This window comes from Streptomyces sp. NRRL F-5122 (assembly GCF_001507435.1).
GTDB classification, from domain to species: domain Bacteria; phylum Actinomycetota; class Actinomycetes; order Streptomycetales; family Streptomycetaceae; genus Streptomyces; species Streptomyces lannensis.
Genome location: NZ_LMWH01000128.1, coordinates 62,397 through 87,654 on the forward strand (window position 1 = coordinate 62,397; position 25,258 = coordinate 87,654).

26 protein-coding genes are annotated in these 25,258 nt (G+C 71.8%); 7 read left to right on the top strand and 19 right to left on the bottom strand.

What is annotated here, in order from left to right; all coding sequences use genetic code 11:
- Nucleotides 1-61 precede the first annotated feature (61 nt).
- On the bottom strand, nucleotides 62-229 hold the full coding sequence (locus ADL25_RS46165) for a DUF3117 domain-containing protein (RefSeq protein ID WP_003966491.1): 168 nt from the start codon (nucleotides 227-229) through the stop codon (nucleotides 62-64).
- Between the two features lie 372 nt (nucleotides 230-601).
- On the opposite strand from ADL25_RS46165, the gene ADL25_RS15800 reads away from it, so the two are divergent.
- Entirely contained in the window at nucleotides 602-1,405 is an 804-nt protein-coding gene (locus tag ADL25_RS15800) for an enoyl-CoA hydratase/isomerase family protein (protein WP_059128430.1), read from the top strand.
- A gap of 23 nt (nucleotides 1,406-1,428) precedes the next feature.
- On the opposite strand, the gene ADL25_RS15805 is transcribed toward ADL25_RS15800, so the two are convergent.
- Nucleotides 1,429-2,010 carry a DNA-3-methyladenine glycosylase I gene (locus tag ADL25_RS15805; protein WP_059128365.1) on the bottom strand — a complete coding sequence of 194 codons (582 nt, stop codon included), beginning with the start codon at nucleotides 2,008-2,010 and terminating at the stop codon, nucleotides 1,429-1,431.
- On the bottom strand, nucleotides 2,007-2,354 hold the full coding sequence (locus tag ADL25_RS15810) for a DivIVA domain-containing protein (RefSeq protein WP_059128366.1): 348 nt from the start codon (nucleotides 2,352-2,354) through the stop codon (nucleotides 2,007-2,009). Before ADL25_RS15810 ends, ADL25_RS15805 begins: the two co-directional genes overlap by 4 nt.
- Before the next feature lie 151 nt (nucleotides 2,355-2,505).
- On the opposite strand from ADL25_RS15810, the gene folP reads away from it, so the two are divergent.
- Entirely contained in the window at nucleotides 2,506-3,366 is an 861-nt protein-coding gene (gene folP, locus ADL25_RS15815) for a dihydropteroate synthase (protein ID WP_059128367.1), read from the top strand.
- Between the two features lie 79 nt (nucleotides 3,367-3,445).
- Here the strand turns inward: folP and ADL25_RS15820 are convergent, their stop codons facing one another.
- Entirely contained in the window at nucleotides 3,446-4,204 is a 759-nt protein-coding gene (locus tag ADL25_RS15820) for a TIGR00730 family Rossman fold protein (RefSeq protein WP_059128368.1), read from the bottom strand.
- Between the two features lie 114 nt (nucleotides 4,205-4,318).
- A complete protein-coding gene (gene dapE / locus ADL25_RS15825) occupies nucleotides 4,319-5,398 on the bottom strand; it encodes a succinyl-diaminopimelate desuccinylase (RefSeq protein WP_059128369.1) in 1,080 nt (359 codons plus the stop codon).
- A 95-nt stretch (nucleotides 5,399-5,493) separates the two neighbouring features.
- Here dapE and ADL25_RS15830 point away from each other — a divergent pair, with 95 nt between their 5' ends.
- Together ADL25_RS15830 and ADL25_RS15835 are read left to right on the top strand one after the other, a co-directional pair.
- Entirely contained in the window at nucleotides 5,494-6,450 is a 957-nt protein-coding gene (locus ADL25_RS15830) for a hypothetical protein (protein WP_059128431.1), read from the top strand.
- Nucleotides 6,451-6,773: 323 nt separating this feature from the next.
- A complete protein-coding gene (locus tag ADL25_RS15835; protein WP_059128370.1) occupies nucleotides 6,774-7,223 on the top strand; it encodes a hypothetical protein in 450 nt (149 codons plus the stop codon).
- Nucleotides 7,224-7,299: 76 nt separating this feature from the next.
- Here the strand turns inward: ADL25_RS15835 and ADL25_RS15840 are convergent, their stop codons facing one another.
- Complete coding sequence (locus ADL25_RS15840; RefSeq protein WP_059128371.1) at nucleotides 7,300-8,391, bottom strand: bifunctional succinyldiaminopimelate transaminase/glutamate-prephenate aminotransferase; 1,092 nt, start codon at nucleotides 8,389-8,391, stop codon at nucleotides 7,300-7,302.
- Nucleotides 8,392-8,609: 218 nt separating this feature from the next.
- Complete coding sequence (fdxA, locus tag ADL25_RS15845; RefSeq protein ID WP_043443616.1) at nucleotides 8,610-8,930, bottom strand: ferredoxin; 321 nt, start codon at nucleotides 8,928-8,930, stop codon at nucleotides 8,610-8,612.
- Between the two features lie 140 nt (nucleotides 8,931-9,070).
- Here fdxA and ADL25_RS15850 point away from each other — a divergent pair, with 140 nt between their 5' ends.
- The gene (locus ADL25_RS15850; RefSeq protein ID WP_059128372.1) at nucleotides 9,071-10,171 is read left to right on the top strand and encodes a GNAT family N-acetyltransferase; all 1,101 of its coding nucleotides are present in this window, start codon (nucleotides 9,071-9,073) and stop codon (nucleotides 10,169-10,171) included.
- A gap of 17 nt (nucleotides 10,172-10,188) precedes the next feature.
- Entirely contained in the window at nucleotides 10,189-11,040 is an 852-nt protein-coding gene (locus ADL25_RS15855; protein ID WP_059128373.1) for a transglutaminase-like domain-containing protein, read from the top strand.
- 79 nt (nucleotides 11,041-11,119) lie between these two features.
- Here the strand turns inward: ADL25_RS15855 and ADL25_RS15860 are convergent, their stop codons facing one another.
- From ADL25_RS15860 to ADL25_RS15895, 8 genes are all read right to left on the bottom strand, one after another.
- Nucleotides 11,120-11,734: a response regulator transcription factor gene (locus ADL25_RS15860; protein WP_059128374.1), complete on the bottom strand. Its 615-nt coding sequence runs from the start codon at nucleotides 11,732-11,734 to the stop codon at nucleotides 11,120-11,122.
- Nucleotides 11,731-12,924, bottom strand: a complete 1,194-nt coding sequence (locus ADL25_RS15865) for a sensor histidine kinase (RefSeq protein WP_059128432.1) — start codon at nucleotides 12,922-12,924, stop codon at nucleotides 11,731-11,733. The genes ADL25_RS15860 and ADL25_RS15865 overlap by 4 nt, the downstream gene beginning before the upstream one ends.
- Before the next feature lie 5 nt (nucleotides 12,925-12,929).
- Nucleotides 12,930-13,673 carry an ABC transporter permease gene (locus ADL25_RS15870; RefSeq protein ID WP_059128375.1) on the bottom strand — a complete coding sequence of 248 codons (744 nt, stop codon included), beginning with the start codon at nucleotides 13,671-13,673 and terminating at the stop codon, nucleotides 12,930-12,932.
- On the bottom strand, nucleotides 13,670-14,593 hold the full coding sequence (locus tag ADL25_RS15875; protein WP_059128376.1) for an ABC transporter ATP-binding protein: 924 nt from the start codon (nucleotides 14,591-14,593) through the stop codon (nucleotides 13,670-13,672). Before ADL25_RS15875 ends, ADL25_RS15870 begins: the two co-directional genes overlap by 4 nt.
- A gap of 134 nt (nucleotides 14,594-14,727) precedes the next feature.
- Entirely contained in the window at nucleotides 14,728-16,860 is a 2,133-nt protein-coding gene (locus tag ADL25_RS49000) for a hypothetical protein (protein ID WP_059128377.1), read from the bottom strand.
- Between the two features lie 225 nt (nucleotides 16,861-17,085).
- A complete protein-coding gene (locus tag ADL25_RS15885; RefSeq protein WP_059128378.1) occupies nucleotides 17,086-17,502 on the bottom strand; it encodes a DUF6113 family protein in 417 nt (138 codons plus the stop codon).
- The gene (gene mshB / locus ADL25_RS15890) at nucleotides 17,502-18,425 is read right to left on the bottom strand and encodes an N-acetyl-1-D-myo-inositol-2-amino-2-deoxy-alpha-D-glucopyranoside deacetylase (RefSeq protein ID WP_059128379.1); all 924 of its coding nucleotides are present in this window, start codon (nucleotides 18,423-18,425) and stop codon (nucleotides 17,502-17,504) included. Before mshB ends, ADL25_RS15885 begins: the two co-directional genes overlap by 1 nt.
- Before the next feature lie 79 nt (nucleotides 18,426-18,504).
- Complete coding sequence (locus tag ADL25_RS15895; RefSeq protein WP_059128380.1) at nucleotides 18,505-18,699, bottom strand: hypothetical protein; 195 nt, start codon at nucleotides 18,697-18,699, stop codon at nucleotides 18,505-18,507.
- 203 nt (nucleotides 18,700-18,902) lie between these two features.
- On the opposite strand from ADL25_RS15895, the gene ADL25_RS15900 reads away from it, so the two are divergent.
- Nucleotides 18,903-21,065, top strand: coding sequence for a prolyl oligopeptidase family serine peptidase (locus tag ADL25_RS15900; protein ID WP_059128381.1), 2,163 nt, complete (start codon nucleotides 18,903-18,905; stop codon nucleotides 21,063-21,065).
- A gap of 219 nt (nucleotides 21,066-21,284) precedes the next feature.
- Here the strand turns inward: ADL25_RS15900 and ADL25_RS15905 are convergent, their stop codons facing one another.
- The 4 genes from ADL25_RS15905 to ADL25_RS15920 are packed head-to-tail and all read right to left on the bottom strand — an operon-like array spanning nucleotide 21,285 to nucleotide 25,242.
- Nucleotides 21,285-22,361, bottom strand: coding sequence for an ABC transporter ATP-binding protein (locus ADL25_RS15905; protein ID WP_059128382.1), 1,077 nt, complete (start codon nucleotides 22,359-22,361; stop codon nucleotides 21,285-21,287).
- On the bottom strand, nucleotides 22,348-23,340 hold the full coding sequence (locus tag ADL25_RS15910) for an ABC transporter ATP-binding protein (protein ID WP_059128433.1): 993 nt from the start codon (nucleotides 23,338-23,340) through the stop codon (nucleotides 22,348-22,350). Before ADL25_RS15910 ends, ADL25_RS15905 begins: the two co-directional genes overlap by 14 nt.
- 5 nt (nucleotides 23,341-23,345) lie before the next feature.
- Complete coding sequence (locus ADL25_RS15915) at nucleotides 23,346-24,326, bottom strand: ABC transporter permease (protein ID WP_059128383.1); 981 nt, start codon at nucleotides 24,324-24,326, stop codon at nucleotides 23,346-23,348.
- Nucleotides 24,319-25,242: an ABC transporter permease gene (locus tag ADL25_RS15920; protein WP_059128384.1), complete on the bottom strand. Its 924-nt coding sequence runs from the start codon at nucleotides 25,240-25,242 to the stop codon at nucleotides 24,319-24,321. The genes ADL25_RS15915 and ADL25_RS15920 overlap by 8 nt, the downstream gene beginning before the upstream one ends.
- Between the last annotated feature and the right edge of the window lie 16 nt (nucleotides 25,243-25,258).

The window sequence follows — 25,258 nt, forward strand, 5'->3', positions numbered from 1 at the left end:
AGCCGCCCCGGCACCGCGTACGATGCCGGGGCGACCGAAAACCGTGGTCGGTGGCGCGTCGTCAGCCGACAACCTTCTTGAGGGCGTCGCCGAGCGCGTCGGCCTCGTCAGGGGTCAACTCGACGACGAGCCGACCGCCGCCTTCGAGCGGAACGCGCATGACGATGCCCCGCCCCTCCTTGGTCACCTCGAGCGGGCCGTCGCCCGTCCGCGGCTTCATGGCCGCCATGCTCGTTCCCCTTCCTGAAACCAGCTCATCGTCAGCCGACGGCCCACCGAAAGGCGGGCGGTCCTTCACAGGACACGCGACACCGGCATCGAACACATTGCTTCCAAGCCATTATCCCGCATCCCAGGACCCGATGACCAACATCAGTCGGCATCGCTTGGGCAACACGCGCGAGCAAAACCACTCAATTCGGCGATGTGGCTGTAATACTTCGCTCCCGCACGGACATCTGCGTCCCGGACGCGCACCGGAATTCTTTGACGCAGGTCACACGACCGTTCCATTCCCCGGGCGATGATCTCCGCCATGCTGTCCTTCGACGCAGGGCGTACCGACGGGTACGACGGAGCCGCGACACCGGAGGGGACCACCATGGCCGACACCGTGCTCTACGAGGTGAGCGACGGACTCGCGACGATCACGCTGAACCGCCCCGAGGCGATGAACGCCCTGAACATCGCGACCAAGGTCGCCCTCAGGGATGCGGCCCGGGAGGCGGCGGCCGACGAGGCCGTGCGCGCGATCCTGCTCACCGCCGCCGGGGACCGCGCCTTCTGCGTGGGGCAGGACCTCAAGGAGCACATCGGACTGCTCCAGGCCCAGGACTCCGGCTCCGACGCCGGCGTGATGAGCACCGTGCGGGAGCACTACAACCCCATCGTGCGAGCGCTGGCCGGAGCGCCGAAGCCGGTGGTCGCCGCCGTGAACGGGGTGGCGGCCGGGGCCGGCTTCGGATTCGCCCTCGCGGCGGACTACCGGATCGTCGCGGACACGGCGGCCTTCAACACCTCGTTCGCCGGGGTCGCGCTCACCGCGGACTCCGGGATCTCCTGGACCCTGCCGCGGGTCGTCGGCCCCTCCCGCGCCGCGGACCTGCTGCTCTTCCCGCGCAGCGTCAGTGCCCAGCAGGCCTACGAGTGGGGCATCGCGAACCGGCTGGTACCCGCGGCCGAGCTGCGTGCGGAGGCCGAGAAGGTGGCCCGTTCGCTGGCCGAGGGGCCGACGCTCGCCTACGCCGCCCTGAAGGAGTCCCTCGCCTTCGGCCTCGCCCACTCCCTCGACGAGACTCTCGAGAAGGAGGACGAGCTGCAGAGCCGCGCGGGAGCCTCGCAGGACCACACCATCGCGGTGCGGGCGTTCGTCGGCAAGGAGAGGCCGAAGTACGTGGGCCGCTGAGGACGGCCGCACGCCGCCCGGGGTCAGCTGCTCCGGGCGGCGCAGTCGGCGAGGTGGTCGTCCACCAGCCCGCAGGCCTGCATCAGCGCGTACGCCGTCGTAGGGCCGACGAACCGGATGCCGCGCCCCTTGAGCGCCTTGGACAGAGCGGTCGACTCGGTGGTGACCGCCGGTACGTCGGAGAGTGTCCTCGGTGCGGGGCGTGAGGCCCGGTCCGGCGCGAACGACCAGATCAGCTCGTCGAGCTCGCCGGGGGCCCAGTCGGCCAGGGTCCGCGCGTTGGCGAGCGTCGCCGAGATCTTGGCGCGATTGCGGATGATGCCCGGGTCGGCCAGCAGGCGCTCCTGGTCGGCCTCCGTGAAGGCGGCCACCTTGGCGATCCGGAAATCCGCGAAGGCGGCGCGGAAGCCTTCGCGGCGGCGCAGGATCGTGATCCACGACAGCCCGGACTGGAAGGCCTCCAGGCTCAGCCGCTCGTACAGCGCGTCGTCACCGCGGACCGGGCGTCCCCACTCCTCGTCGTGGTAGGCCACGTAGTCCTCGGTGGACAGGGCCCAGGGGCAGCGCAGCACACCGTCGGGCCCCGGGACGGCCGCGCCGCTCATCGCTGCTCCCCCTCGGCCGGCTTGTCCATGGGGACGCCGTGCCGGCGGGAACCGGCGAGCGCGGCCTCCAGATCGGCGATGCGGGAGTCACGCTCGGCGATCTCGGCGCCGAGGCGGCCGAGCGCGTCGTCCACGTCCGCCATGCGGTAGCCGCGGACGGCCAGCGGGAAGCGCAGGGCCTCCACGTCCGCGCGGCCGACCGGGCGGTCGGGCGGCAGCGGGTCGTCGTAGCGCTCGGGCGCCGCCTCCGGCAGGGGTGCGCTCTCGCCGCCGCCCACCACGGCCAGTGTCACCGCGGCGACCACGACGGCGAGCGCGACGACCAGGAACAAGAACATGTACATCGGTGAGGTCCCCACGCTCGGTGCCGGCGCGCTGCGCGCCGACGCGGAATTGCCGACGTCGAATCCGTCTGGGTCAGATCGTGCCATGCGGCACCGACGATTAAGGTCGCAGGCGGCGAAGGAACGGGACGCACGGAAGAGGTCACAGGGGATGCTCAGGCTGGGCAGGCGGGAATTCGGCGAGCACGAGCCGGTGATCATGGCGATCGTGAACCGGACCCCGGACTCCTTCTACGACCAGGGGGCCACGTTCCGCGACGAGCCCGCCCTCGCGCGCGTGGAACAGGCGGTGGCGGACGGCGCCGCGATCATCGACATCGGCGGGGTCAAGGCGGGACCGGGCGTAGAGGTCACGGCCCAGGAGGAGGCACGGCGGACGGTCGGCTTCGTCGCGGAGGTGCGGCGGCGCTTCCCCGACGTCGTGATCAGCGTGGACACCTGGCGCCACGAGGTCGGCGAGGCGGTGTGCGAGGCGGGTGCGGACCTGCTCAACGACGCGTGGGGCGGTGTCGACCCGCGGCTCGCCGAGGTCGCGGCGCGGTACCGGGTGGGGCTGGTGTGCACCCACGCGGGGGGCGCGCAGCCGCGGACCCGTCCGCACCGGGTGACCTACGACGATGTGATGGCCGACATCCTCCGGGTGACCCTGGGGCTGGCCGAGCGGGCGGTCGCCCTGGGCGTGCCGCGTGAGTCGGTGCTGATCGATCCGGGCCACGACTTCGGGAAGAACACCCGGCACAGCCTGGAGGCGACGCGGCGGCTGGAGGAGATGACCGCCACCGGGTGGCCCGTGCTGGTGTCACTGTCCAACAAGGACTTCGTGGGCGAGACGCTGGACAGGCCGGTGAAGGAGCGCGTGCTGGGGACGCTGGCGACCACGGCGGTCTCGGCGTGGCTGGGGGCGCAGGTGTACCGGGTGCACGAGGTGGCCGAGACACGGCAGGTCCTGGACATGGTGGCGTCCATCGCGGGCCACCGCCCGCCCGCCGTGGCCCGCCGCGGGCTGGCGTAGCCCGCCCGGGCGGGGGAGGCCTCCGGCGAGGCCCGGGGTGCGCGCGGGTACGCGGCGCACTCCGGGGTGCCGACGGGCCCTAGCGCGCGGCCTCCTTGGAGACGAGTGCCACCGCCTCGTCCACGTCGTCCGTCAGGTGGAACAGGAGCAGGTCCTTCTCCGTCGCCTTCCCCTCGGCCACCAGGGTGTGCTTGAGCCAGTCCACCAGGCCGCCCCAGTACGACGTGCCGTACAGCACGATCGGGAAACGGGTCACCTTCTGGGTCTGGACCAGGGTCAGGGCCTCGAAGAGCTCGTCCAGCGTGCCGAGGCCGCCCGGCAGGACGACGAACCCCTGCGCGTACTTCACGAACATCATCTTGCGCACGAAGAAGTAGCGGAAGTTCAGCCCGATGTCGACGTACGGGTTCAGCCCCTGCTCAAAGGGGAGCTCGATGCCGAGGCCGACCGAGATCCCCTTGGCCTCGCAGGCGCCCCTGTTCGCCGCCTCCATCGCCCCGGGGCCACCCCCGGTGATCACCGCCCAGCCGGCCTCCACGAGGCCGCGCCCGAGCCGCACGCCCGCCTCGTAGTCGGGCGAGTCCACCGCTGTCCGCGCCGAGCCGAACACGCTGATCGCGGGCGGGAGTTCGGCCAGCGTGCCGAATCCCTCGATGAACTCCGACTGGATGCGAAGGACACGCCACGGATCCGTGTGGACCCAGTCCGAGGGTCCACCCGCGTCCAGCAGCCGCTGGTCGGTGGTGCTCCTCGTCACCTGGCCGCGTCTGCGCAGCACCGGTCCGAGCCGCTGCTCGTCCGGCGGCACCTTCTTGCCCTCGGGGTTGCCGGTAGGCATGTGCGCTCCCTCCGCTCGGGCGTCGTTCCACCCCAGCGTAGATCCACGCGGGTTAAGGACGGGGTACGCCCGCATGACCGCCATGAAGCGACGTTCCCCACAACCGGCGGCAGGTCAGGAGGTCAGCCAGGCCCTCAGGCGCTCCTCCCCGGCGAGGATCTTGGCCGTGTCGACGCGCTCGTCCCGTTTGTGCGCCAAATGCGGGTTCCCGGGTCCGTAGTTGACCGCCGGGACGCCCAGCCCGCTGAAGCGGGACACGTCCGTCCACCCGTACTTGGGCTGCGGGGTGCCGCCGACCGCCTCGATGAACGCCGCCGCGGCGGGGTGCGAGAGCCCGGGCAGGGCGCCGCCGCTGTGGTCGACGACCGTGAACTCCTCCACCCCGCAGTCCGCGAAAACGTCCCGGACGTGGGCGATCGCCTCCTCCTCGGTGCGGTCGGGGGCGTAGCGGAAGTTGACCGTGACCACGCACTCGTCGGGGATCACGTTTCCGGCGACCCCGCCCGAGATGCGGACCGCGTTCAGGCCCTCCCGGTACTCCAGGCCGTCGATCACCGGGTAGCGCGGTTCGTAGGCGGCCAGTCGGGCCAGGATCGGGGACGCCGCATGGATCGCGTTGGAGCCCATCCAGCTGCGCGCCGAATGGGCCCGCTCGCCCCTGGTCCTCAGCTCGACCCGAAGCGTGCCCTGGCAGCCGCCCTCGACCTGGCCGTCGGACGGCTCGAGCAGCACCGCGAAGTCGCCCTTCAGCCAGTCGGGATGGGCGTCCGCCACATGCCCGAGACCGTTCAGGTGCGCCTCGACCTCCTCGTTGTCGTAGAAGACGAACGTGAGGTCGCGGTTGGGTGCCGGGACGGTCGCGGCGATACGGAGCTGGACCGCGACGCCCGACTTCATGTCGCAGGTGCCGCAGCCCCACAGCACGCCGTCCCCGTCGAGGCGGGAGGGCACGTTGTCCGCGATGGGGACCGTGTCGACGTGGCCCGCCAGAATGACGCGTTCCCGCCGTCCGAGACGCGTCCGGGCCACGACGTTGTTGCCGTGCCGATCGACCGTCAGATGGGGCAGATCGCGCAGGGCGGCCTCGATCGCGTCCGCGAGCGACTTCTCATTGCCGCTCTCGGAGGGGAAGTCGACGAGCCGCGCGGTCAGCCGCGCGGCGTCCAGCGTGAGGTCAAGAGGGGTGTCCGCCATGCCGTCGACCCTAGCGCGCCCGGCCGCACACACCTGCACCACGAGTTGTCCACAACCCCGGCATACCCATGGGTCTGCTCCAGTACCTTGTACGGGTGTCAGAGCCGTCCCCCAAGCCCAAACGCCGCGGCCGCCTCCTCCGATTCGGGGCGGCCCTCGTGGTCCTGGTCGCCGTAGCCGGCTACCTCACCGTCCAGTACCTCACCGGCTCGGCCGCGCCGAAGTGCCGGGTCGTATCGGCCAAGGGCGACCAGGCGTCGTACGAGTTCACCCCCGAGCAGGCGGTCAACGCGGCGACGATCTCCGCCGTCGGCACCACACGGGGAATGTCGGAGCGCGCCGTGACCATCGCCCTGGCGACCGCGATCCAGGAGTCTGGACTGCGCAACATCGAGCACGGCGACCGGGACTCGCTCGGCCTGTTCCAGCAACGCCCCTCGCAGGGCTGGGGCACCGGCAAGCAGATCATGGATCCCACGTACGCGGCAGGCGTGTTCTACGACCACCTGGCCAAGGTCCCCGACTACTCCCGGCTGCCGCTCACCGTGGCCGCGCAGCGCGTGCAGCGCAGCGGCTATCCCGAGGCGTACGCGAAGCACGAGCCCGACGCCGTGCTGCTCGCCGCCGCACTGACCGGGCACGCGGCCGCCACGCTGACCTGCCAGGGACGCCCCACACCGACGGTGGGCGGCGGCCCCGACGCCGTACGGGCCGCGCTCGTCAGGGACTTCGGGCGCGACGTGCTGCAGACGGCCGGCGCGGAGGTGGGCAAGGGGAGGTCGACGTCCTCCCCCATGGCCGCGGTGACGTCCGCCGCCGACGCCGTGACGGTCCCGGTGCCCCGGAAGTCCACGGCCTCGGGCACCGTCCGCGAGCGCGGCTGGGAGCTGGCGCACTGGGCTGTCGCCAACTCCTCGGCGCTGCACATCGCGCGCGTCTCCTACGCGGGCCGCGAGTGGTCGCGCGGGGGCTTCGCGGACGAGTGGCGTGCCGCCGGTGGCTCCGACGCGAAGGCGTCGGAATCCGAAGTCCGTATCGTCACCGGCGAATAACCCGGGCAGCAGTACGGCACCTCACCCTTCCGGGTACTGCGCGGCGCGCCTCGTCGACGGGGCGCGCCGTTTTACGCGCGACCGTCGCGGTATCCGCCGAAACCCTTGGGGGCAAAGGGCTGTAAGGATTCGGCGACCTTTCCGACGGGACGCCGTTTGCCCGATTTCCTCCCCACCCGATAATGCGACACATTGCCAACTCTTTACATCTGGGCACCGCAACCTTCGAGGGCTTCGAGCGGTAGTCACTGCGTCCGATCCCGGAACGATCAACCTCTGGGTGGTGACGGACACTTCACCGTTCTCTCCCGTCAAGGAGCATCATGTCCCTCCCCCTGACCCGCCGGATCGCCCGTGTCGCGCTGCTCATCGCAGCGGGAGCGGCGCCCGTGGTCGGTGCGGCCGGCTCCGCCTGCGCGGCGACGACCGACCTGCCGGCCAACCCGGAGCTCGCCGGGCTGACGGCCCTGGACAACGCACAGCTGGGCACCGGCGTCGACGGCGCGGCCCAGAAGGTCGACGGTGCGGCCCAGAAGGTCACCGGGCTCGCGGGTGAAGCCGGCAGCCGGACGGTCAAGGCCGGCGGCGGGACGGTCAAGAAGGTGGCACCGACCGCGAACGCCACCGGCGGAAACGTCGTCAGGAAGGCCGCGCCGGTCGCACAGAAGGTGGCGGCGGACGCCACGGGCCAGGCCGGTGGTCTGCTCGGCGGGACCGCCAGGACCGGGCTGCCGGGACAGCTGCCGGTGCAGGGCCTGCCGCTGGGCGGCTGAGCGGGGCACGCCGTATGCCGGAGGGGGTCCGGGGCGGCGGCGCCCCGGACCCCCTCCGGGCCTGTCGGCCGTCGGCCTAGAGCCGCTCCACCGCCGCCGCGATGCGTTCGTCCGTGGCCGTCAGGGCCACCCGGACGAACCTCTCGCCCGCGGGACCGTAGAAGTCACCGGGAGCGACCAGGATGCCCAGGTCGGCAAGGTGCGAGACCGTCTGCCAGCACGACTCGTCGCGGGTCGCCCACAGATACAGGCTCGCCTCGCTGTGCTCGATGCGGAAACCGTGCTTCAGCAGGGCCTCGCGCAGCATCGTCCGGCGGGCGGCGTAGCGCTCGCGCTGCTCACGCACATGCGCGTCGTCGCCCAGCGCGGCGACCACGGCCGCCTGCGTCGGTGCCGACGTCATCATGCCGCCGTGCTTGCGGATCTCCAGAAGAGGGCCGAGGACCGCCGGATCACCCGCCAGGAACGCCGCCCGGTAGCCTGCGAGGTTCGACCGCTTGGACAGCGAGTGCACCGCGACGATGCCGTCGTACGAACCGCCGCACACGTCCGGGTGCAGGACGGAGACCGGATCGGCCTCCCAGCCCAGTTCGAGGTAGCACTCGTCGGAGACGACCAGCACGCCGTGCTCACGCGCCCAGGACACGATCCGGGCCAGTTCCTCCTTGGCCAGCACCTTGCCCGTCGGGTTCGACGGCGAGTTGAGCCACAGCAGCTTCAGGTTCCCCGGGTCGAGCTCGGTCGGGTCGTCGTAGGCCACGTGGTCCGCGCGGGCCAGGCGCGCTCCGACCTCGTATGTCGGATAGGCCAGGCGCGGGTACGCGACCGTGTCGCCCGGACCGAGACCCAGCTGGGTCGGAAGCCAGGCGACGAGTTCCTTGGAGCCGACGACGGGCAGCACATGGCGGTGGGTGACGTTCCGGGCGCCCAGGCGGCGCTCCACCCAGCCCGTGATCGCGTCGCGCAGCTCGGGCGTGCCCCAGACGGTCGGATAGCCCGGGGAGTCCGCGGCCGCCACGAGCGCCTTCTGGATCAGCTCGGGAACCGGGTCGACCGGAGTGCCGACGGACAGGTCGACGATTCCGCCCGCGTGCGCGGCGGCCGTCTTCTTGTAGGGCTCCAGCTTGTCCCAGGGGAAGGCCGGAAGCCGGTCGGATACTGCTGACACGGGGATCGGGCTCACTTTCTGCTACGACGGGCGCCCTTTTCGAGGCTGTGGGCGCCGAACGCCTCGGTCCCGTGCGGCGCGGCGGGCACCGTAAGGGACCGAGGCGGCGTCGGCCCATTCTGCTTCCGGGGCGCGTCGGCCGGTGCCGGGGGCCCGCCCGTGCTCGGCCCTTCGGGCCTGTGTGCACACGGACGCCCGGCACCGGTGCGCCCCGTCGCTTACTGGTTCATCGGGGGCAGCGCCGCGATGAAGGGGTGGTCGCGCTCGATCAACCCCAGCTTGCTGGCACCACCGGGCGAGCCGAGCTCGTCGAAGAACTCGACGTTCGCCTTGTAGTAGTCCTTCCACTCCTCGGGAGTGTCATCCTCGTAGAAGATGGCCTCGACCGGGCAGACCGGCTCGCAGGCTCCACAGTCGACGCATTCGTCCGGGTGGATGTACAAGGACCGCTGGCCCTCGTAGATGCAGTCGACCGGGCACTCCTCGATGCACGCCTTGTCCTTGACGTCGACACAAGGCTCTGCGATGACGTAGGTCACGCTGTCGTTCCTCCTCGGTAGGGCGCTGGCGGGCCTCTTCAGGCTCCGCCGCCTGGCGCGCGGGAGCGCGGCGTCGTCGATGCCCGCACCTAGTATCTCCGTTCCTGGGCATGATCCGAACAGGAGGGGTGAACTGACCTGTGGAAATCTCTGCGGGCGGACGGCTCGAGGTCCGAATCACCGCCGCTGACGTGGGAAAACGCGTCTCCGTACGGCGGTGGAGCGAACATGCCGCCGAGGGTGAGAGGTTCACCGATACGGTCGGTGTTCTCACATCATGGGACGACGGTGTGCTCATGATCACGCGGCGGGACGGACAGAGCGTCAGGATCGCCGAATCATCACTGGTCGCGGGCAAGGTCGTGCCCGCGGCACCCCCGGCCGCCCGTCCCCGCGCGGACGCGTCGCGACGGGCCGCGGCGGCCCCGGCGCGCCCCAGGGGGCCCGTGGCCTTCTACGAGGAGCTGGCGCGGATCTCCGCCCGGGCGTGGCAGCCGGTGGAGCGGGAGCGGATCGGCGACTGGGAGCTGCGTGCCGCCTCCGGATTCACCCGCCGGGCCAATTCGGTGCTGCCCCTCGGCGATCCCGGGACACCGCTGGACGAGGCGCTGGCGGCCGTACGGCGCTGGTACGCGGCGCGCGGCCTGCCGGCCCGGATACAGCTCGCCACCGGGGCGCAGGGCACCCAGGAACCGTTGCGCGCGGAGCTGGAGGCTCGTGGCTGGACACGGGAGGTCACCGCGGAGCTGTGGACCGGTGCACTGGCGCCCCTGGCGGACCGTGAGGCGCCCGGAGTCGTGCTGTCACGCACCGTGGACGAGCTGTGGCTCGCCCGCTACCGGCGCAGGGGGCTGGGCGAGGTGGCCCTGGAGGTACTGGGCAGTGGGCCCTCGGTGTGGTTCGCGGCGGTGCCCGGCGCGGAAGGTGCCCCGCCTGCGGCGATCGGGCGATGTGTGGTGGACGGACGGTGGGCCGGTTTCGCGGCCGTGGAGGTCGACCCGGAGCAGCGCCGACGTGGCCTCGCCACGGCCGTGATGGCCGCACTGGCCCGGCAGGCGCTCCAGGAGGGCGCCTCGGCGGCCTGGCTCCAGGTGGAGGACGACAACGAGGGCGCGCGTACGCTGTACACGGGACTCGGCTTCGAGGCGCATCATGCCTATCACCACTACCGGGAGCCGGAGGGCTCCCGCGGTCCGGACGCCGGCGGCCGGGTGGTCACGGGTCCGGGACCGGTGGTGTGAGAGGTTTCGGGACCGCCATGCACGCCCCCTATCCCCCGAAGCCGGAACGGGCCGCCGAGGTGCGGCGCCGTTTCGGCGAAGAGGCCCGCTCCGCGCGGCCCGATCTCGCGGCCCTGTGCCTGCTCGTGTGCGCGGCGGCGGACGGAACGCTGGACGAGCCCGGGATGGACGCCGCGCAGATCGAGCTGGACCGGCTGGCCGGACAGCTGCCGTTCGCACCGGGCGGGCCCGGGGCCTGGGCGAGCGCCCTCGCCGGGCTGCTCGGCGAGCGGCACGGGTTCCACGGCGCCCCCGCCGACTACGAGCGGCTGCAGTCCTCGCTGCTGCACGAGGTGCTGCGCCGGCGACGCGGGCTGCCGATCCTGCTGTCGGTGGTGTGGATCGAGGTGGCGCGGCGGGCGGGCGCACCGGTGTACGGGGTCGCGCTGCCCGGCCACTTCGTCGTCGGGTTCGGCCCGGTGGCGGACCAGGTCCTGGCCGACCCCTTCGACGGGGGCCGGGTGCTGTCGGGCGACGACGCCGGGATGCTGGTCGCCGGGGCCACGGGAGCGCCGCTCGAACCGTCGATGCTCGCGCCCGCGGATCCGCTTCAGGTCGTGCTGCGGGTGCTCAACAACGTACGCGCGTGGGCCGCCGCCCGACCGGAACGGTCGGATGTCGCCCTGTGGGCAGTCGAGTTGTCGCTGCTGCTGCCTGCCCACCCGGCACGGCTGCGCTACGAGCGCGCTCAACTGCTCGTGCAGCGAGGGGAATTCCTGCAAGGGGCCGCGGAACTCGACGCGTATGCCGACGTGCTGTCCGCCGTCGACGAGGAGGCCGCCGACCGGATGCGGGGTCAGGCCCAGGCGGCCCGGGCGATGCTCAACTGAGGACTCGGCCGGACACCGTGGCGGTGCCGTGCCACGTGCGCGGCCGAGTGGGGCACGGTGGCCGAGCCCCGTACGGGCGCTACAGCCACCCTTTCTCGCGCGCGATCCGGACCGCCTCCGCCCGGTTGCGCACCGCGAGTTTCTGGATCGCCGTCGAGAGGTAGTTGCGGACCGTGCCCTGGGACAGGTGCAGCGCCGCGGCCAGTTCCGCGTTGGTGGCGCCGCCCGCCGCCGCGCGCAGCACCTCGCGCTCGCGGTCGGTCAGCGGATTGGCGCCGTCGGCGAGGGCGGCCGCCGCCAGTGTCGGGTCGATCACGCGCTCACCGGCGAGCACCTTCCGCACGGCCTCGGCGAGTTGGGCCGCGGGCGCGTCCTTCACCAGGAAGGCGTCGGCGCCCGCCTCCATCGCGGAGCGCAGGTAGCCGGGCCGCCCGAACGTGGTGAGGACGACCACCTTGAGGGCCGGGAACTCCCGTCGGAGTTCGGCCGCCGCCTCGATCCCGGTGGCACCGGGCATCTCGATGTCGAGCAGCGCCACGTCCACCCCGTGGGCGCGCGCCGCCGCCAGCACCTCGTCGCCGCGGGCGACCTGGGCGACGACCTCGATGTCCTCCTCCAGCCCCAGCAGCGCTGCCAGCGCCTCCCGGACCATCGACTGGTCCTCGGCGAGCAGGACCTTGATCGTGCGGCTCATGCCCCGGATCCTACGTCGGCCCCGCTGTCGGCCGGCACGCGGGCGACCAGCCGGAATCCGTGCTTGACGCGGCCCGCCTCCAGCGTCCCGCCGACCTTCTCCAGCCGCTCGGTCAGACCGGTCAGCCCGTTTCCGGGGGCCCTGCCCGAGCCGCCCGAGCCGTTGTCCTCCACGCAGAGCTCCAGCACCGGGCCGTCCAGGGTCTGCCGCCGGAGCACCTCCACCGTGCAGCGCTCCGCGCCGCTGTGCCGTACGACGTTGGTGACCGCCTCGCGCAGCGCCCAGGCCAGGGCGGACCCGTTGTCCTCCGGGACGCCGGCGAGGTCGGGTTCCGCCGGCACCTGCGCCGTGACCCCGGCGGCCGTCAGGGCGACCTGTGCCCCCGCGAGTTCGGCCGCCAGGCGGGGGCGCCGGTAGCCGGTGACCGCCTCGCGCACGTCGACGAGGGCCTGGCGGCTGACCTGTTCGATGTCGGCCACCTGCTGGGCCGCCTTGTCCGGATGGCCGGGGAGCATGCGACCGGCGAGCTCGCTCTTCAGGGTGATCAGGGAGAGCGAGTGGCCGAGCAGGTCGTGCAGATCACGGGCCAGCCGCAACCGCTCCTCATTGGCGGCGAGCTGGGCGACGGTGGCCCGGGCCTTGCGCAACTCGATCGTCGTCCGGATCAGCTGGCCGACGCCTGTCATCGCGTACCCGATGAGCAGCACCAGGACGACCAGGCTCCACAGGTCGTCCTCGCCGAGGCGCAGTGCGATGAGGAGCATCGCGGCGGCCGTGACGGGGATCGTCCAGTAGGCCGTCCGCAGCGGCAGGGTCGCCCCGCAGGCAACGGAGACGTAGACGAAGAGACCGAGCCAGGCCGAGCCGAGCGAGAAGGACAGCGCGGCGGCGAGAACGGCGAGGACGACGATGAGGCCACCGGCGAACGGGCGGGAGCTCGGACGTCCCATGTTCCGGAAGACGAGCATCAGATAGACCCCGACGAAGGCCACAAGGCCCAGCCAGCCGGCCACGGTGCCCGCGGTGGCGTGGTTCCCGGCGGCGAGGTCGTGGACCGGCGAGCTGAGGAAGACCAGCCACACGCCGATCCACAGCGACTTGCGCAGCAGTTCGGGACGGTTGCTGGGCGACTGCCCGAGACGCATCAGCCGCTCCGCCCGGGCTTCGTGGGTCCGCGGGTCCTCTGTCATCGCGCTCACGCCTTCAGCGTGTCCTTCCGGTACAGCCAGGCCGCCCCACCCGCGAACAGCACGAAGAACGCGACGAGGACGGCGATGTCCTCGGCGTGCGGGGCCCGGCTCTGTTCGATGGCCTGTCCGAGGGCAGCGTACGCATGGGTGGGCAGCCATTTCGCGATGTCCTGCAGCCAGCCCGGGAAGACCGCCGACGGCCACCACAGGCCGCCGAGGATCGACAGGCCGAAGTAGGTGATCATGGTGATCGGGCGGACGGCGTCACCGCTGGCGAGGTAGCCGATGGCCACACCGAGCGCGGCGAAGACCAGGCTGCCTGCCCAGATGGCCCCGGTGAGGGCGAGCCACTGCCAGGCGTCCAGACGGACGTCCTTCAGGGCCGCCGCGACCACGAAGACGACGACGATGGACGGCAGACTGACCACGGCCGCGCTGGCGGTCTTGGCGAGGACGTAGCCGCGCCCGGGCAGGGTGGTCAGCCGCAGCTGCCGCACCCAGCCGTTCTCCCGCTCCTTGGCGATGCGCTCGCTGTTGCCCATCAGCACGGCGGTCAGGGCACCGAAGGACGCCATGGAGACCATCATGTACGTCGATACGGTCAGATCGCTCCCGGTGACCTTGGTGGTCGGACCGCCGGAGGTGCTCGAGATCAGCAGGAACAGGGCCGAGGGGTAGATCACCGAGAAGAACAGGAACTTGCGGTTGCGCAGTGCGCGGGCGAGTTCCAGCTTGATGAGGCTGTTCATGACTGCCGGGCCTCCTCGGCCTCAGTGATGGCGACAAAGGCCTGCTCGAGCCCGAGACCGGCGACTTCGAGGTTGCGGGGGTAGACACCGAGGCCGTACAGCGCGTGGACGGTGGCGTCGGCGTCGGTGGACTGGATGCGGACGGTCTGCCCGGAGACGTCTATCGAGGTCAGGAAGGGCAGCGCGCGCAGCGGAGCCTCGTCGATCGTGCCCTCCAGGTCGAAGGAGACCCGGCGGGCACCCGCCTTCGCCTTGATCTCGGCGGCGGTGCCGTCGGCGAGGAGCCGCCCGCGGTGCAGGACCAGGACCCGGTCGGCGATCGCGTCGGCCTCTTCTAGGTAGTGCGTGGCGAACAGCACCGTGCGTCCCTGATCCGCCTGCTCGCGCATGGTGGCCCAGAATGCCTGGCGGGCCGCCACGTCCATGCCGGTGGTCGGCTCGTCGAGGACGATCAGATCGCTGTCGCCCGCGGTGGCGAGGGCGAAGCGGACGCGCTGCGCCTGACCTCCGGAGAGCTTGTTGACCTTGCGGTCGGCGATCTGCGAGATGCCCGCGCGGGCGAGCACATCGGCGGGCTTGTACGGCTTCGGGTGCAGATCGCAGGCGAGCCTGACCAGCTCGGCGACGGTGACCTCGTCCATCAGGCCACCGCTCTGCAGCATGGCGCCCACGCGCCCCGCGACGATGGCCTCGCGCGGGCCGGTCCCGAACACCCGGACCGTGCCGTCGTCGGCGTGCTTGAGGCCGAGCAGCAGGTCGAGGGCGGTCGACTTGCCGGCCCCGTTCGGCCCGAGCAGGGCCACCGTCTCGCCCGGGTGCAGCTCGAGTGACAGCCCGTCGACGGCCCGGACGTCCCCGTAGGCCTTGGTCACGCGGTCGAACCCGACCACCGGTCCGGTGGTCGTACGTGTCGTCGTCATGGCCCCATCGTGGCGGTGCCCGGGCCCCGCGGGGCAGTGCCGGGCGTCGTCACTCCGGCATGACAGATGTCATGCCGCACACGACGGCGAAAGGGCGCCCGGTCGGGACCGGGCGCCCTTCTGTGCCGCTTCGGTCAGCTCGGGTTCGTCTCGATCGTGGCGATCCGTGCGGCCGGGGTCTTCGCCAGCAGCGCCGGCCGGAGCGCCCCGATCACGTCCTCCACCGTGACCGCCGTCTTCTTGCCGGTGCCACGGTTGATGAGCACGCCGTCGAAGGTGTTGCCGTACAGCTCCTGCAGCGCCGCCCTGTCATAGGTGTCGACGAGCTTGCCGTTGACGGCCTTCACACCGAGGAACTTCCACAGGGAGTTCTGGGGGCTGAAGGAGATGGTGTGCACCGCGTCCGTGCGCACCGTCACGTTGCCGGACATCGCCGGCTCGGCGAACGCCTTCATCATCCGGTCGACCTCGGCGTTCGAGACCGTCGGCTTGCGGGTGGTCGTGGGGACCTTCACGGGCGCGGCGCTGTTCGTCTCCACCTGGGTGCGGTACGCCTGCTCGACGGCCGCGGTCGAGGCGCCGACGTCGATGCCCTTGCCCTCCTTGCCGTACACGGCGACGGCCTTGCCGGACTCGAACTTGATCCCGCCCTCGGTCATCGAACCGCTGCCCCCGGCGACACCCTCGAGGGCGGCCTGCAGCTTCTCCTCGTCGACCGGCATCACCGGATCGATCACGCGCTCCTGTCCGAAGAGGGAGCCGATCACCGACATCGGGTTGTAGTCGCTCTCCGCGGCGGCGGCGACGGTGGCCTTGCTGTCGAGCTGCAGGCCCGCCTGGTCCGGCTTGAGGGCGGTCGTCCTGCCGTCGACCGACAGCTGGAGCGGCTTGGCCGTACGGCTGCCGAGCCCGTCGTCGAGCTTCTGGATCGCCTCGTCGCGCGTGCCGCCGCCGATGTCGACGCCGAGCACCGTGGTGCCCTTGGGCACGTCGGAGTGGTTCATCAGCAGCCCGGCACCGTAGGCCACACCGGCCACGACGACCAGCGCGCCGACCAGGAGCACCGTCTTGCTGCGCCCCTTCTTCTTGGCCGGCCTCGCGCCCGCGGAGGTCTGCGCCTTGGCGGGGTCGGGCAACTTCGGCGGCGTGTGCGGCGCCGGCGTCTCGGGCTGGGTGGGCGCGAACGGGCCGTTCTGGGCGCCCGGCGGGACGACCGGGATGCCACTGGTGACGGTGTGCCCGGAGATGTGGTCGCCGGGGCCGCCGAAGCCCTGACCGCCCGAATCGGGCGCGGGCCTTTGCGGCGTGAGGATCGCCGTGTCGTCGCTCAGGCCGCCGGAACGTCCCTGTCCCGCGCCGGCACCGTGCGCGCCCGGCCCACCGGGACCGAAGGGGCCGCCCCCGGGCGCACCCTGATTGCCAGGGGTCATCGGGCCCGGCCTACCGGGGACCGTGCCGGGGCCGCCGACGGGCGGGACGACGGGTCCGTCGCCCGTGACCGGGCCGCCGGTGGGGCCCGACGGATGCTGCGAGCCGGGCTCGGAGAAGTAGGGCAGACCGTCACGGCCGGGTTCGGTGCCGCCGTCGGGGCGGATGACCGGCATCGACGCGGTGGTGGCGGCCACCGCCTCGGAGACGTCGAAGGAGCCGGTGCCACCGCCGTGCCCCGGCGCGACGGGTCCCGCGCCGGTGGCGCCCGGAAGCCCCTTGCCGTTCGTGCCGCCCGGGCGTGCGCCGAGCGGACCCGTGCCGCCCGTGCCCCCACCCGGCCGTGCGCCGGAGGCTCCCGGCCCGCCGGGCGCGGGCCGGGCCGCGTCCGGGCTCTGTATACCGCCCGTCGGCATGCCGGCGCCATTGGTCGACCCGCCGCCCTGGGGGCCCTTGGCCGCCGAGGGCTTGCGGGGCGCGAACCAGTCGCTGGCCTTCTCCTCGGCCGGTGCCGGGGGCTGAGCGGGGGTGTCGTTGCCGGGCGGGCTCACGGGGCTCGGCGGCGGGGTGTCGACGTTCGGCTCGTCCGCGGTGTCGCCGCCCGCGACGGGCGTGCGCACGACGACCGGCGGGATCGGCCGCGACCCGGGGATGTTGATCCGGATCCGCGTCGTCAGTGTGGTCTCGGTCTTGCGTTCTTCCGGCTGCGTGGCCGGACGGCCCGGGGCGAGACCGTCCTCGGAAGCCATGGGGGTCCCGTACGGCGGCGTCCCGGACGGGTAGGCGGCTCCGCCGCGGCCGTTGGGTCCGGCGGACGAACTGTCAGTTTCACGACTCAAGGCAGGTTCTCCCGGTTGGCTCCACCGCCTGTTTCGACCTCAACAGGTGGGATCCCCCTGCTCGGGCGAAGCCGAGGGCACGGGGAAGGCGCGGCGGCGCGCACCACCATACTGGCCGCGCGTCGCCCGCATACCGCGCCCGCTGGGGAAACCCGCACGGGACCCCCACGCGCGCCCACCGTTTTCCCGGAGGGCATCCCGCGCCCCGGACGACGAACCGGTACGTCACTTGCCAAGTCGGACGCCCGGTCCGCCCGTTTGCCGCCCCTGGGCCAGGGTGGCGCAGATCACAGCGACGGCCATTCCGCCGAGCAGGAAGAGATACGAACCGACGCCGGCACCGAACAGGAAGTCCCCCTCGGGACGGCTGGCGGTGAGCAGGATGACGGCGACCACCCAGCCCGCGGCGGGCGCGACGGCCCCCGCACGCGTCCCGATGGCCTTCCCGCCGCCGACGAAGACTCCGGCCGCGCCCACGAGCGCGAGCAGCAACCCGCCGGGGAACCACCCGGACTGCACGAGCGCACCCGCCGCTCCGGCCAGCGCACCGAGCAGGAACAGGCCCAGCCAGGCGGCGGTCCGACCGATCGAGGGCGGCCTCAGCGGCTGGGCGAGCGCACTCGTCTGCTTGCCGTCGGACATCATGGGGTCACTCCCTGGAACAGGTCCGTCTCGCGGGCGCCGGCACTTCTCCGGTTCCCGGCCGATGGAAGCACCGTTTCACGCCGCTCGCCGCGCGCCAACTCGTAGTACTCGGTCGTGAACAGGGGCTGCGCGAGGGCGTTGGAGAGGGCGAACCACGGCTCGGCGACCTCGATCTGGGTGGCGTGCGCCCGCATCGCCGCGGCCTTCGCGGCGGCGAAGGCCGCGCCGTCGATCTCCGTGGTGACCACCGCCTCGTCGACCACGCCGGGGATGTCCTCGACGGTCCCCGCCTTGGCGAAGGGTGTCTTGTCGAGCGCCTCGCCGAGCCGGGCGAAGGCGGCCTCCGCGACCGGCCGGGGCACACGGTTCCAGTAGATCCTGGCGATGTCCCAGGGTGCGCCGAGGTCCGGCCCGAAGCCGGGGTCGGCGGCGAGCTCCGCGGCGCGCATGGCGACGCGGTGGGCCTGGATGTGGTCCGGGTGGCCGTAGCCGCCGTTCGGATCGTAGGTGACGAGGACCTGGGGCCGCACCTCCCGGACGACCGCCACCAGGTGACCGGCCGCCTCGTCGCGGTCGGCGGCCCAGAAGGCGGTGGGCCGGTGGTTCTGCGGGGCGCCCATCATCCCGGAGTCGCGGTAGCGGCCGGAACCGCCGAGGAAGCGGTGGTCGGTGACGCCGAGCTCGGCCATGGCGGCGGCCAGTTCGCCGGCGCGGTGCGGGCCCAGCGCGTCGTCCCGGTCGGGCGCGAGCCGGGCGAGGGAGGGCGGGATGACCTCACCCTCCTCACCGAGGGTGCAGGTCACCAGCGTCACCCGGGCGCCCTCGGCCGCGTACCTGGCCATGGTCGCGCCGTTGTTGATCGACTCGTCGTCCGGGTGCGCGTGCACCAGGAGCAGACGCCGGTCGGGCAGATCCGTCATGGCCTCCACCCTACGAGGCGGCCCGGCGCGCGCCTCCCCCGGCCGAGGTCAGCGGGTGCGCGGGCAGCGGATCAGCGGGTCAGAACTTGATGCTCCCGATCATCCCCGCGATGTTCGTCGTCAACTCGCTGATCGTCGGGGCGACGGTCGAGGAGGCGAGATAGAACCCGAGCAGCATGCACACGATCGCGTGCCCTGCCTTCAGCCCTGACTTCTTGATCAGAAGGAAGACGACGATCGCCAGCAGCACCACCGCCGAAATCGAGAGTGCCACGGCGGCTCACCTCCAAGGATCCACAAGGGCACGGGAGTCGGACTGTCGGGGCAGTGAACCGTACGGACAAATCCACGCAGATAAATCCACCTGGATGCCAGCGGGTTCATACCCACTATGCGGTAGTGATCATAACTATCCGTACGTGCGCATCGATCGGCGCACGGCCGCACAAGGGGGCGCATGGCCAATATGGTCGGGGCATGACGACCGAGCCTGCTTCCTTCCCCCGACGGCACGCGCGGACCCAGCGGTTCACGCTCGGCGCGCCGCGTGCTTTCACCGTCGCACCCGACGGTTCCCGCGTCGTGTTCCTGCGCTCCGCGTCCGGCGCGGACCGCACGCACCAGCTGTGGGTCCTCGACCTCGCGAGCGGCACGGAACGCCCGGCAGCCGATCCCGGCGCGCTCCTCAGCGGCGCCGAGGAGGAGTTGCCGCCGGAGGAGCGAGCCCGCCGGGAACGCAGCCGCGAGGGCGGTGCCGGCATCGTCGACTACGCCACCGACAACGCCGTCGAGTTGGCGTCTTTCGCCTTGTCAGGGCGGCTTTTCACGGCAGAACTCCGGGCCGGCACCGCATCGGAACTGCCCGTGCCCGGACCGGTGGTCGACCCGCGCCCGGCACCCGACGGAAGGCACGTCGCGTACGTCGCCCGGGGCGCCCTGCGCGTCGTCGGCGCCGAGGGCGAGGGCGACCGGGTGCTGGCCGAACCGGAGTCGGAGTCGGTCACCTACGGGCTGGCCGAGTTCGTCGCGGCCGAGGAGATGGGGCGTTCACGGGGCTTCTGGTGGTCGCCCGCGTCCGATCGGCTGCTCGTCGCGCGCGCGGACGACACGCCGGTGCGCCGGTGGTGGATCTCCGACCCGGCCCGTCCGGAGAGGGAGCCGCAACCGGTCGCGTATCCGGCGGCGGGCACCGACAACGCGGAGGTGCGCCTGTTCGTCGTGGACCTCGACGGAGCACGCACGGAGGTCGTCTGGGACCGGGCGCACTACCCGTATCTGGCGCGAGTGCACTGGTCAGCGGCCGGTGCGCCGCTGATCCTGGTGCAGGCGCGGGACCAGCACAGCCAGCTGTTCCTGGCCGTCGATCCGGACACCGGGGCGACCCGGATGGTGCACGCGGATGAAGATCCACATTGGCTGGAACTTTTCCCCGGTGTCCCGTGCTGGAGCCCCTCGGGACAGCTGGTGCGCATCGCCGACGAGGGCGGCGCACGGGTACTCACGGTGGGCGAACGCCCGCTCACGGGAGGCCAGTTGCATGTACGGGCCGTGCTCGACGTGACGGCCGACGACGTGCTCGTGGCCGCGTCGGCCGGCGAGGCGGCGACCGATCCGGAGATCGGCGAGGTCCATGTGTACCGGGTCAACGAGCTCGGCATGGAACGCGTCTCGCAGGAGCCCGGTGTGCACACGGCGGTACGTTCGGGCGGCGTGACCGTGCTCGTCTCCTCGACGCTCGACCGTGCGGGCGCCCAGGCGCAGGTGCTGCACGACGGCAAGAGGGCGGCGATCGTGACGTCCCATGCGGAACATCCCGGTCTGTCCCCGCGCGTGACGCTCACACAGGGGGGCGCACGCCGAATCCCATGCGCCGTGCTTATGCCTACGGACTACTCCGGTGACACCCCCCTCCCCGTCCTCCTGGACCCGTACGGGGGCCCGCACGGGCAGCGTGTCGTGGCCGCGCACAACCCGCACCTCACCTCGCAGTGGTTCGCCGACCAGGGCTTCGCGGTGATCGTGGCGGACGGGCGGGGCACTCCGGGCCACTCCCCCGCCTGGGAGAAGTCGGTGCACGAAGACCTGGCGGCGGTCGTGCTCGAGGACCAGGTCGACGCGCTGCACGCCCTCGCCGGCGACTTCCCCCTGGATCTGAGCCGCGTCGCGATCCGCGGCTGGTCCTTCGGCGGCTATCTGGCGGCGCTCGCGGCCCTGCGCCGCCCCGATGTGTTCCACGCGGCGGTGGTCGGCGCACCGGTCACCGATCTGCGGCTGTACGACACCCACTACCAGGAGCGCTATCTGGGGCACCCGGCACGGCAGCCCGAGGTCTACCGCCGCAACTCCCTGATCGACGACGCGGGCCTGGTGGAAGCCGCGGAGCCGGTGCGCCCGATGATGATCATCCATGGCCTGGCGGACGACAACGTGGTGGTGGCCCACTCCCTGCGGCTGTCCTCCGCCCTGCTGGCCGCGGGCCGCCCGCACGAGGTGCTGCCGCTGTCCGGCGTGACCCACATGACCCCGCAGGAGACCGTCGCCGAGAACCTGCTGCTGCTCCAACTGGACTTCCTGCGCCGCGCACTGGGACTCGTGCCGGACGACGGGAAGTCCCAGGAGCCGGAGCACGGGGACCGCTGACCGGACACCGCGACGCAACGCCACCGGGGGCCGAAAGGAACCACGCCGGCCCGGCGCGCTGGGACCGGCCGCGGCAGAACGGGCCGGGGTGACATGTACACCCCGGCCCGTTGACGGCACCCGCACGGCCGTACGTCGTTCACTGTCCTGCGTCCGTATATCGGAACGGCGTCGACGAAGTTGCCTGCTTGTTAACGACCTTTGTGTGCATTTACCCGCCTATGCGGGCTCCGTGTGTGGCTCGTCCCCGGACGCCGCCGGTCCCTCGGGGGGCACCACCCGCTTCTCCTCCGCGAAGTGGCACGCCGAGTCGTGTGCGGCCGGTCCCGTCGTCAGCCGGAACTCCTCGGGGACCGCGAGCGGCGGCACCTCCAGCGCGCAGCGCTCCCGGGCCTTCCAGCAGCGGGTGCGGAAGCGGCAGCCGGAGGGGATGTCCGTCGGGGACGGCACGTCACCGCTCAGGATGATCCGCTCCCGGTGCTCCCGCGCCCGGGGGTCGGGCACCGGGACGGCGGACAGCAGGGCCTGTGTGTAGGGGTGCGTCGGGTGGTCGTAGATCTCCGCGTCCCTGCCGGTCTCCACGATCCGCCCGAGGTACATCACCCCGACCCGGTCGGAGATGTGCCGCACGATCGACAGGTCGTGCGCGATGAAGACGTACGACAGCCCGAACTCGGCCTGGAGCGTCGCCAGCAGGTTGATCACCTGCGCCTGTACGGACACGTCGAGCGCGGAGACCGGCTCGTCGGCGACGATGATCTCCGGACGCAGCGCCAGCCCTCGCGCGATGCCGATGCGCTGACGCTGGCCGCCGGAGAACTGGTGCGGGTAGCGGTTGATGTACTCGGGATTGAGCCCCACCACGTCGAGCAGTTCCCGCACCCGCCGACGCCGGTCCCCCTTGGGCGCCGCCTCGGGATGGATCTCGTACGGCTCCCCGATGATGTCCCCCACGGTCATCCGGGGGTTGAGGGAGGTGTAAGGGTCCTGGAAGACCATCTGGATGTTGCGCCGCACGGCCTTCAGGGCCCGCCCGGACAGCCTGGTGATGTCCTCGCCGCGGTAACGGATCGAACCGGCGGTCGGCGCCTCCAGGTTGACCAGCAGCCTGGCGAGCGTCGACTTCCCGCAGCCGGACTCGCCGACGATGCCCAGGGTCTCCCCCCGGGCCAGGGTGAAGTCGACCCCGTCGACCGCCTTGACGGCACCCACCTGTTTCTTGAACAGGATTCCGCGGGTGAGCGGGTAGTGCTTCAGCAGCCCGCTCACCTCGAGGATCGGCTCAGGACCGGTCATGCAGGCACTCCCTCCAGAAGTGGCAGGCGCTCACCCGCTCGCCCCCGTGGTCGCCGGCCACCTCGTAGAGCGGCGGCACATCGGTGCGGCACACGTCCTGGGCCATGGGGCAGCGGGGATTGAAGGCGCAGCCGGGCGGGATGGCCATCAGGTTCGGCGGCAGGCCCTTGATCGCGTAGAGTTGTCTGCCCTTCTGGTCGAGCCGCGGGATGGAGTCGAGCAGTCCCCGGGTATAGGGGTGGGCCGGTGCCTTGTAGATGTCGTGCACGGGAGCCGATTCCACGATCCGGCCCGCGTACATGACGGCGATCCGGTCCGCGACGTCCGCGACGACACCGAGGTCGTGGGTGATGAGGATCAGACCCATGCGGTACTCGCGCTGCAACTCGGCGAGCAGATCCATGACCTGGGCCTGGACGGTGACGTCCAGGGCGGTGGTGGGCTCGTCCGCGATGATCAGCGCGGGCTCCAGCGCCAGCGCCATGGCGATCATGATGCGCTGGCGCATACCGCCGGAGAACTGGTGGGGATAGTCGCGCACGCGCTGCGCGGCGGCCGGGATCCGCACCCGGTCCATCAGCTCCACGGCCCTGGCGCGGGCGTCCTTCGCCGACATCCCCCGGTGCACGACGAACATCTCGGCGAGCTGGGCGCCCACGGTGAGCACGGGGTTGAGGGCGGACAGCGCGTCCTGGAAGATCATGGCCATCCGGGCGCCGCGGATCCTGCGCCGCTCGCCTTCCCTCAGGGTGAGCAGATCCTGCCCCTGGAAGAGGACTTCGCCGCCGGTGATCCGGCCCGGCGGCGAGTCGAGGATGCCCATGACGGCCTGTGCGGTGACGGACTTCCCGGAGCCGGACTCGCCGAGCACGGCCAGGGTCTCGCCGGCGTCCACGGCGTAGCTGACGCCGTTGACCGCCTTGGCGATCCCGTCCCTGGTCCGGAACTCCACGTGCAGATCGCGCACTTCGAGCAGCACGGCGCTCACCTCAGCTTGGGGTCGAGGGCGTCGCGCACGGCGTCGCCGAGCATGATGAACGCGAGCACGGTGACGGCGAGGGCGCCGGACGGCCACAGCAGCGCGTGGGGGGCGTTGCGGATGTAGGGCGAGGCGGCGGAGATGTCGATCCCCCACGACACGCTCGGCGGTTTCAGCCCGACGCCCAGGTACGACAGGGTCGCCTCGAGCGCGATGTAGGTGCCGAGCGCGATGGTGGCCACCACGATCACGGGCGCGACCGCGTTGGGCGCGATGTGGCGCAGGAGGATGCGGGAGTTGGAGGCGCCGAGGGCGCGCGCCGCCTGGACGTAGTCGTTCTGCTTGGCGGTGATGACCGACCCCCGGGCGATGCGGGAGATCTGCGGCCAGCCGAGCAGCACCATGAACCCGACGACCGGCCAGACCGTGTTGCTGGTCACCACGGAGAGGAGGACCAGACCGCCGAGGACGACCGGGATGGCGAAGAAGACGTCGGTGGTCCGGGACAGGATCGCGTCCCATGCGCCGCCGAAGAAACCGGCGAGCCCGCCCAGGACCGACCCCAGCAGCGCCACGCCGAGCGTGGCGCAGACCCCGACGGTGACCGAGGCGCGGGCACCGTACACGGTGCGGGTGTAGACGTCGCACCCCTGGCCGTCGAAGCCGAACGGGTGCCCGGCCCGTGCGCCCTCCTGGGAGCGGGCGAGTTCGCACTGGAGCGGGTTTCCCGAGGTGATCAGGGACGGCCGGACCGAGATGACGACGAGAAAGAGGATCAACAGGGCGGAGACGACGAAGACCGGATTGCGGCGCAGGTCGCGCCAGGCGTCGGACCACAGACTGCGCGGCCTGGCCGCCGGACCGGTGCCCTGGGGGCCTCCCGGTGTCTTCTCGAGGGTGGTCGCCTCGCTCGTGGCGAGGTCCATCCCGCCGCCCATACCGGTCCCGGCGATGGCTCCCTCGGGCTCGTGGGACTGTTCAGGCATAGCGGATCCTCGGGTCGAGTACGGCGTACAGGAGGTCGACGAGCAGGTTGGCGATCAGGAAGACGAGCACGAGGACGGTCACGAAGCCGACCACCGTCTGTGTGTTCTGCCGGAGGATCCCCTGGTAGAGCTGGTAGCCCACCCCGTGGATGTTGAAGATCCGCTCGGTGACGATGGCGCCGCCCATGAGGGCGCCGATGTCGGTTCCGATGAAGGTGACGACGGGGATGAGCGAGTTGCGCAGCAGATGCCGGGTGATCACCCGATGACGCGGCAGCCCCTTGGCGACGGCCGTACGGACGTAGTCGGAGCGCTTGTTCTCGGCGATGGAGGTCCGGGTCAGCCGGGTGACGTAGGCGAGGGAGACGGACGCCAGCACCAGACCGGGCACGATCAGCTCGCCGAAGGCGGCCTGCGGGGAGACGGAGGGCCGGATCCAGCCCCATGTGACGCCCAGCAGCAACTGGAGCAGCAGCCCGGTGACGAACGTCGGCACCGAGATCACGACGAGGGTCAGCAGCAGCACCGTCGTGTCGACGGGCCGCCCGCGGCGCAGCCCGGTGACCACCCCGAGCACGATCCCGACGACGATCTCGAAGAGGATCGCCACGACGGTGAGCCGGATGGTGACGGGGAAGGCGGTCGCCATGAGCTCGGTGACCCGCTGACCGTTGAAGGCCGTGCCGAAGTCACCGGTGAAGACGTTCCCCATGTAGGTCGCGTATTGCTGCCACACGGGCCTGTCGAGGCCGAACTCGTGGCGCAGCTGGGCCGCTGTGGCGGGGTCGCACCGGCGCTCACCGCACAGGCCCGCGATGGGGTCTCCCATCACGTTCACCATCAGGAAGATCAGCAGCGTGGCGCCGACGAAGACCGGAATCATCTGCAGCAGACGCCGGACGACGTACCGTCCCATGGGGGCCTCCGGAGGT

Excerpts from the sequence above, each read along its gene's own strand:
- ADL25_RS15820 (WP_059128368.1), bottom strand. The coding sequence starts at position 4,204 with ATGCCTACCGGCAACCCCGAGGGCAAGAAGGTGCCGCCGGACGAGCAG.
- mshB (WP_059128379.1), bottom strand. The coding sequence starts at position 18,425 with ATGACGGATCTGCCCGACCGGCGTCTGCTCCTGGTGCACGCGCACCCG.
- ADL25_RS15875 (WP_059128376.1), bottom strand. The coding sequence starts at position 14,593 with ATGACGACGACACGTACGACCACCGGACCGGTGGTCGGGTTCGACCGC.
- dapE (WP_059128369.1), bottom strand. The coding sequence starts at position 5,398 with ATGGCGGACACCCCTCTTGACCTCACGCTGGACGCCGCGCGGCTGACC.
- ADL25_RS15905 (WP_059128382.1), bottom strand. The coding sequence starts at position 22,361 with ATGACCGGTCCTGAGCCGATCCTCGAGGTGAGCGGGCTGCTGAAGCAC.
- ADL25_RS15870 (WP_059128375.1), bottom strand. The coding sequence starts at position 13,673 with ATGAACAGCCTCATCAAGCTGGAACTCGCCCGCGCACTGCGCAACCGC.
- ADL25_RS15920 (WP_059128384.1), bottom strand. The coding sequence starts at position 25,242 with ATGGGACGGTACGTCGTCCGGCGTCTGCTGCAGATGATTCCGGTCTTC.
- ADL25_RS15800 (WP_059128430.1), top strand. The coding sequence starts at position 602 with ATGGCCGACACCGTGCTCTACGAGGTGAGCGACGGACTCGCGACGATC.
- ADL25_RS15860 (WP_059128374.1), bottom strand. The coding sequence starts at position 11,734 with ATGAGCCGCACGATCAAGGTCCTGCTCGCCGAGGACCAGTCGATGGTC.
- ADL25_RS15900 (WP_059128381.1), top strand. The coding sequence starts at position 18,903 with ATGACGACCGAGCCTGCTTCCTTCCCCCGACGGCACGCGCGGACCCAG.
- ADL25_RS15885 (WP_059128378.1), bottom strand. The coding sequence starts at position 17,502 with ATGTCCGACGGCAAGCAGACGAGTGCGCTCGCCCAGCCGCTGAGGCCG.
- ADL25_RS46165 (WP_003966491.1), bottom strand. The coding sequence starts at position 229 with ATGGCGGCCATGAAGCCGCGGACGGGCGACGGCCCGCTCGAGGTGACC.
- folP (WP_059128367.1), top strand. The coding sequence starts at position 2,506 with ATGCTCAGGCTGGGCAGGCGGGAATTCGGCGAGCACGAGCCGGTGATC.
- ADL25_RS15805 (WP_059128365.1), bottom strand. The coding sequence starts at position 2,010 with ATGAGCGGCGCGGCCGTCCCGGGGCCCGACGGTGTGCTGCGCTGCCCC.
- ADL25_RS15855 (WP_059128373.1), top strand. The coding sequence starts at position 10,189 with ATGCACGCCCCCTATCCCCCGAAGCCGGAACGGGCCGCCGAGGTGCGG.
- ADL25_RS15865 (WP_059128432.1), bottom strand. The coding sequence starts at position 12,924 with ATGACAGAGGACCCGCGGACCCACGAAGCCCGGGCGGAGCGGCTGATG.
- ADL25_RS15810 (WP_059128366.1), bottom strand. The coding sequence starts at position 2,354 with ATGTACATGTTCTTGTTCCTGGTCGTCGCGCTCGCCGTCGTGGTCGCC.
- ADL25_RS15915 (WP_059128383.1), bottom strand. The coding sequence starts at position 24,326 with ATGCCTGAACAGTCCCACGAGCCCGAGGGAGCCATCGCCGGGACCGGT.
- ADL25_RS15835 (WP_059128370.1), top strand. The coding sequence starts at position 6,774 with ATGTCCCTCCCCCTGACCCGCCGGATCGCCCGTGTCGCGCTGCTCATC.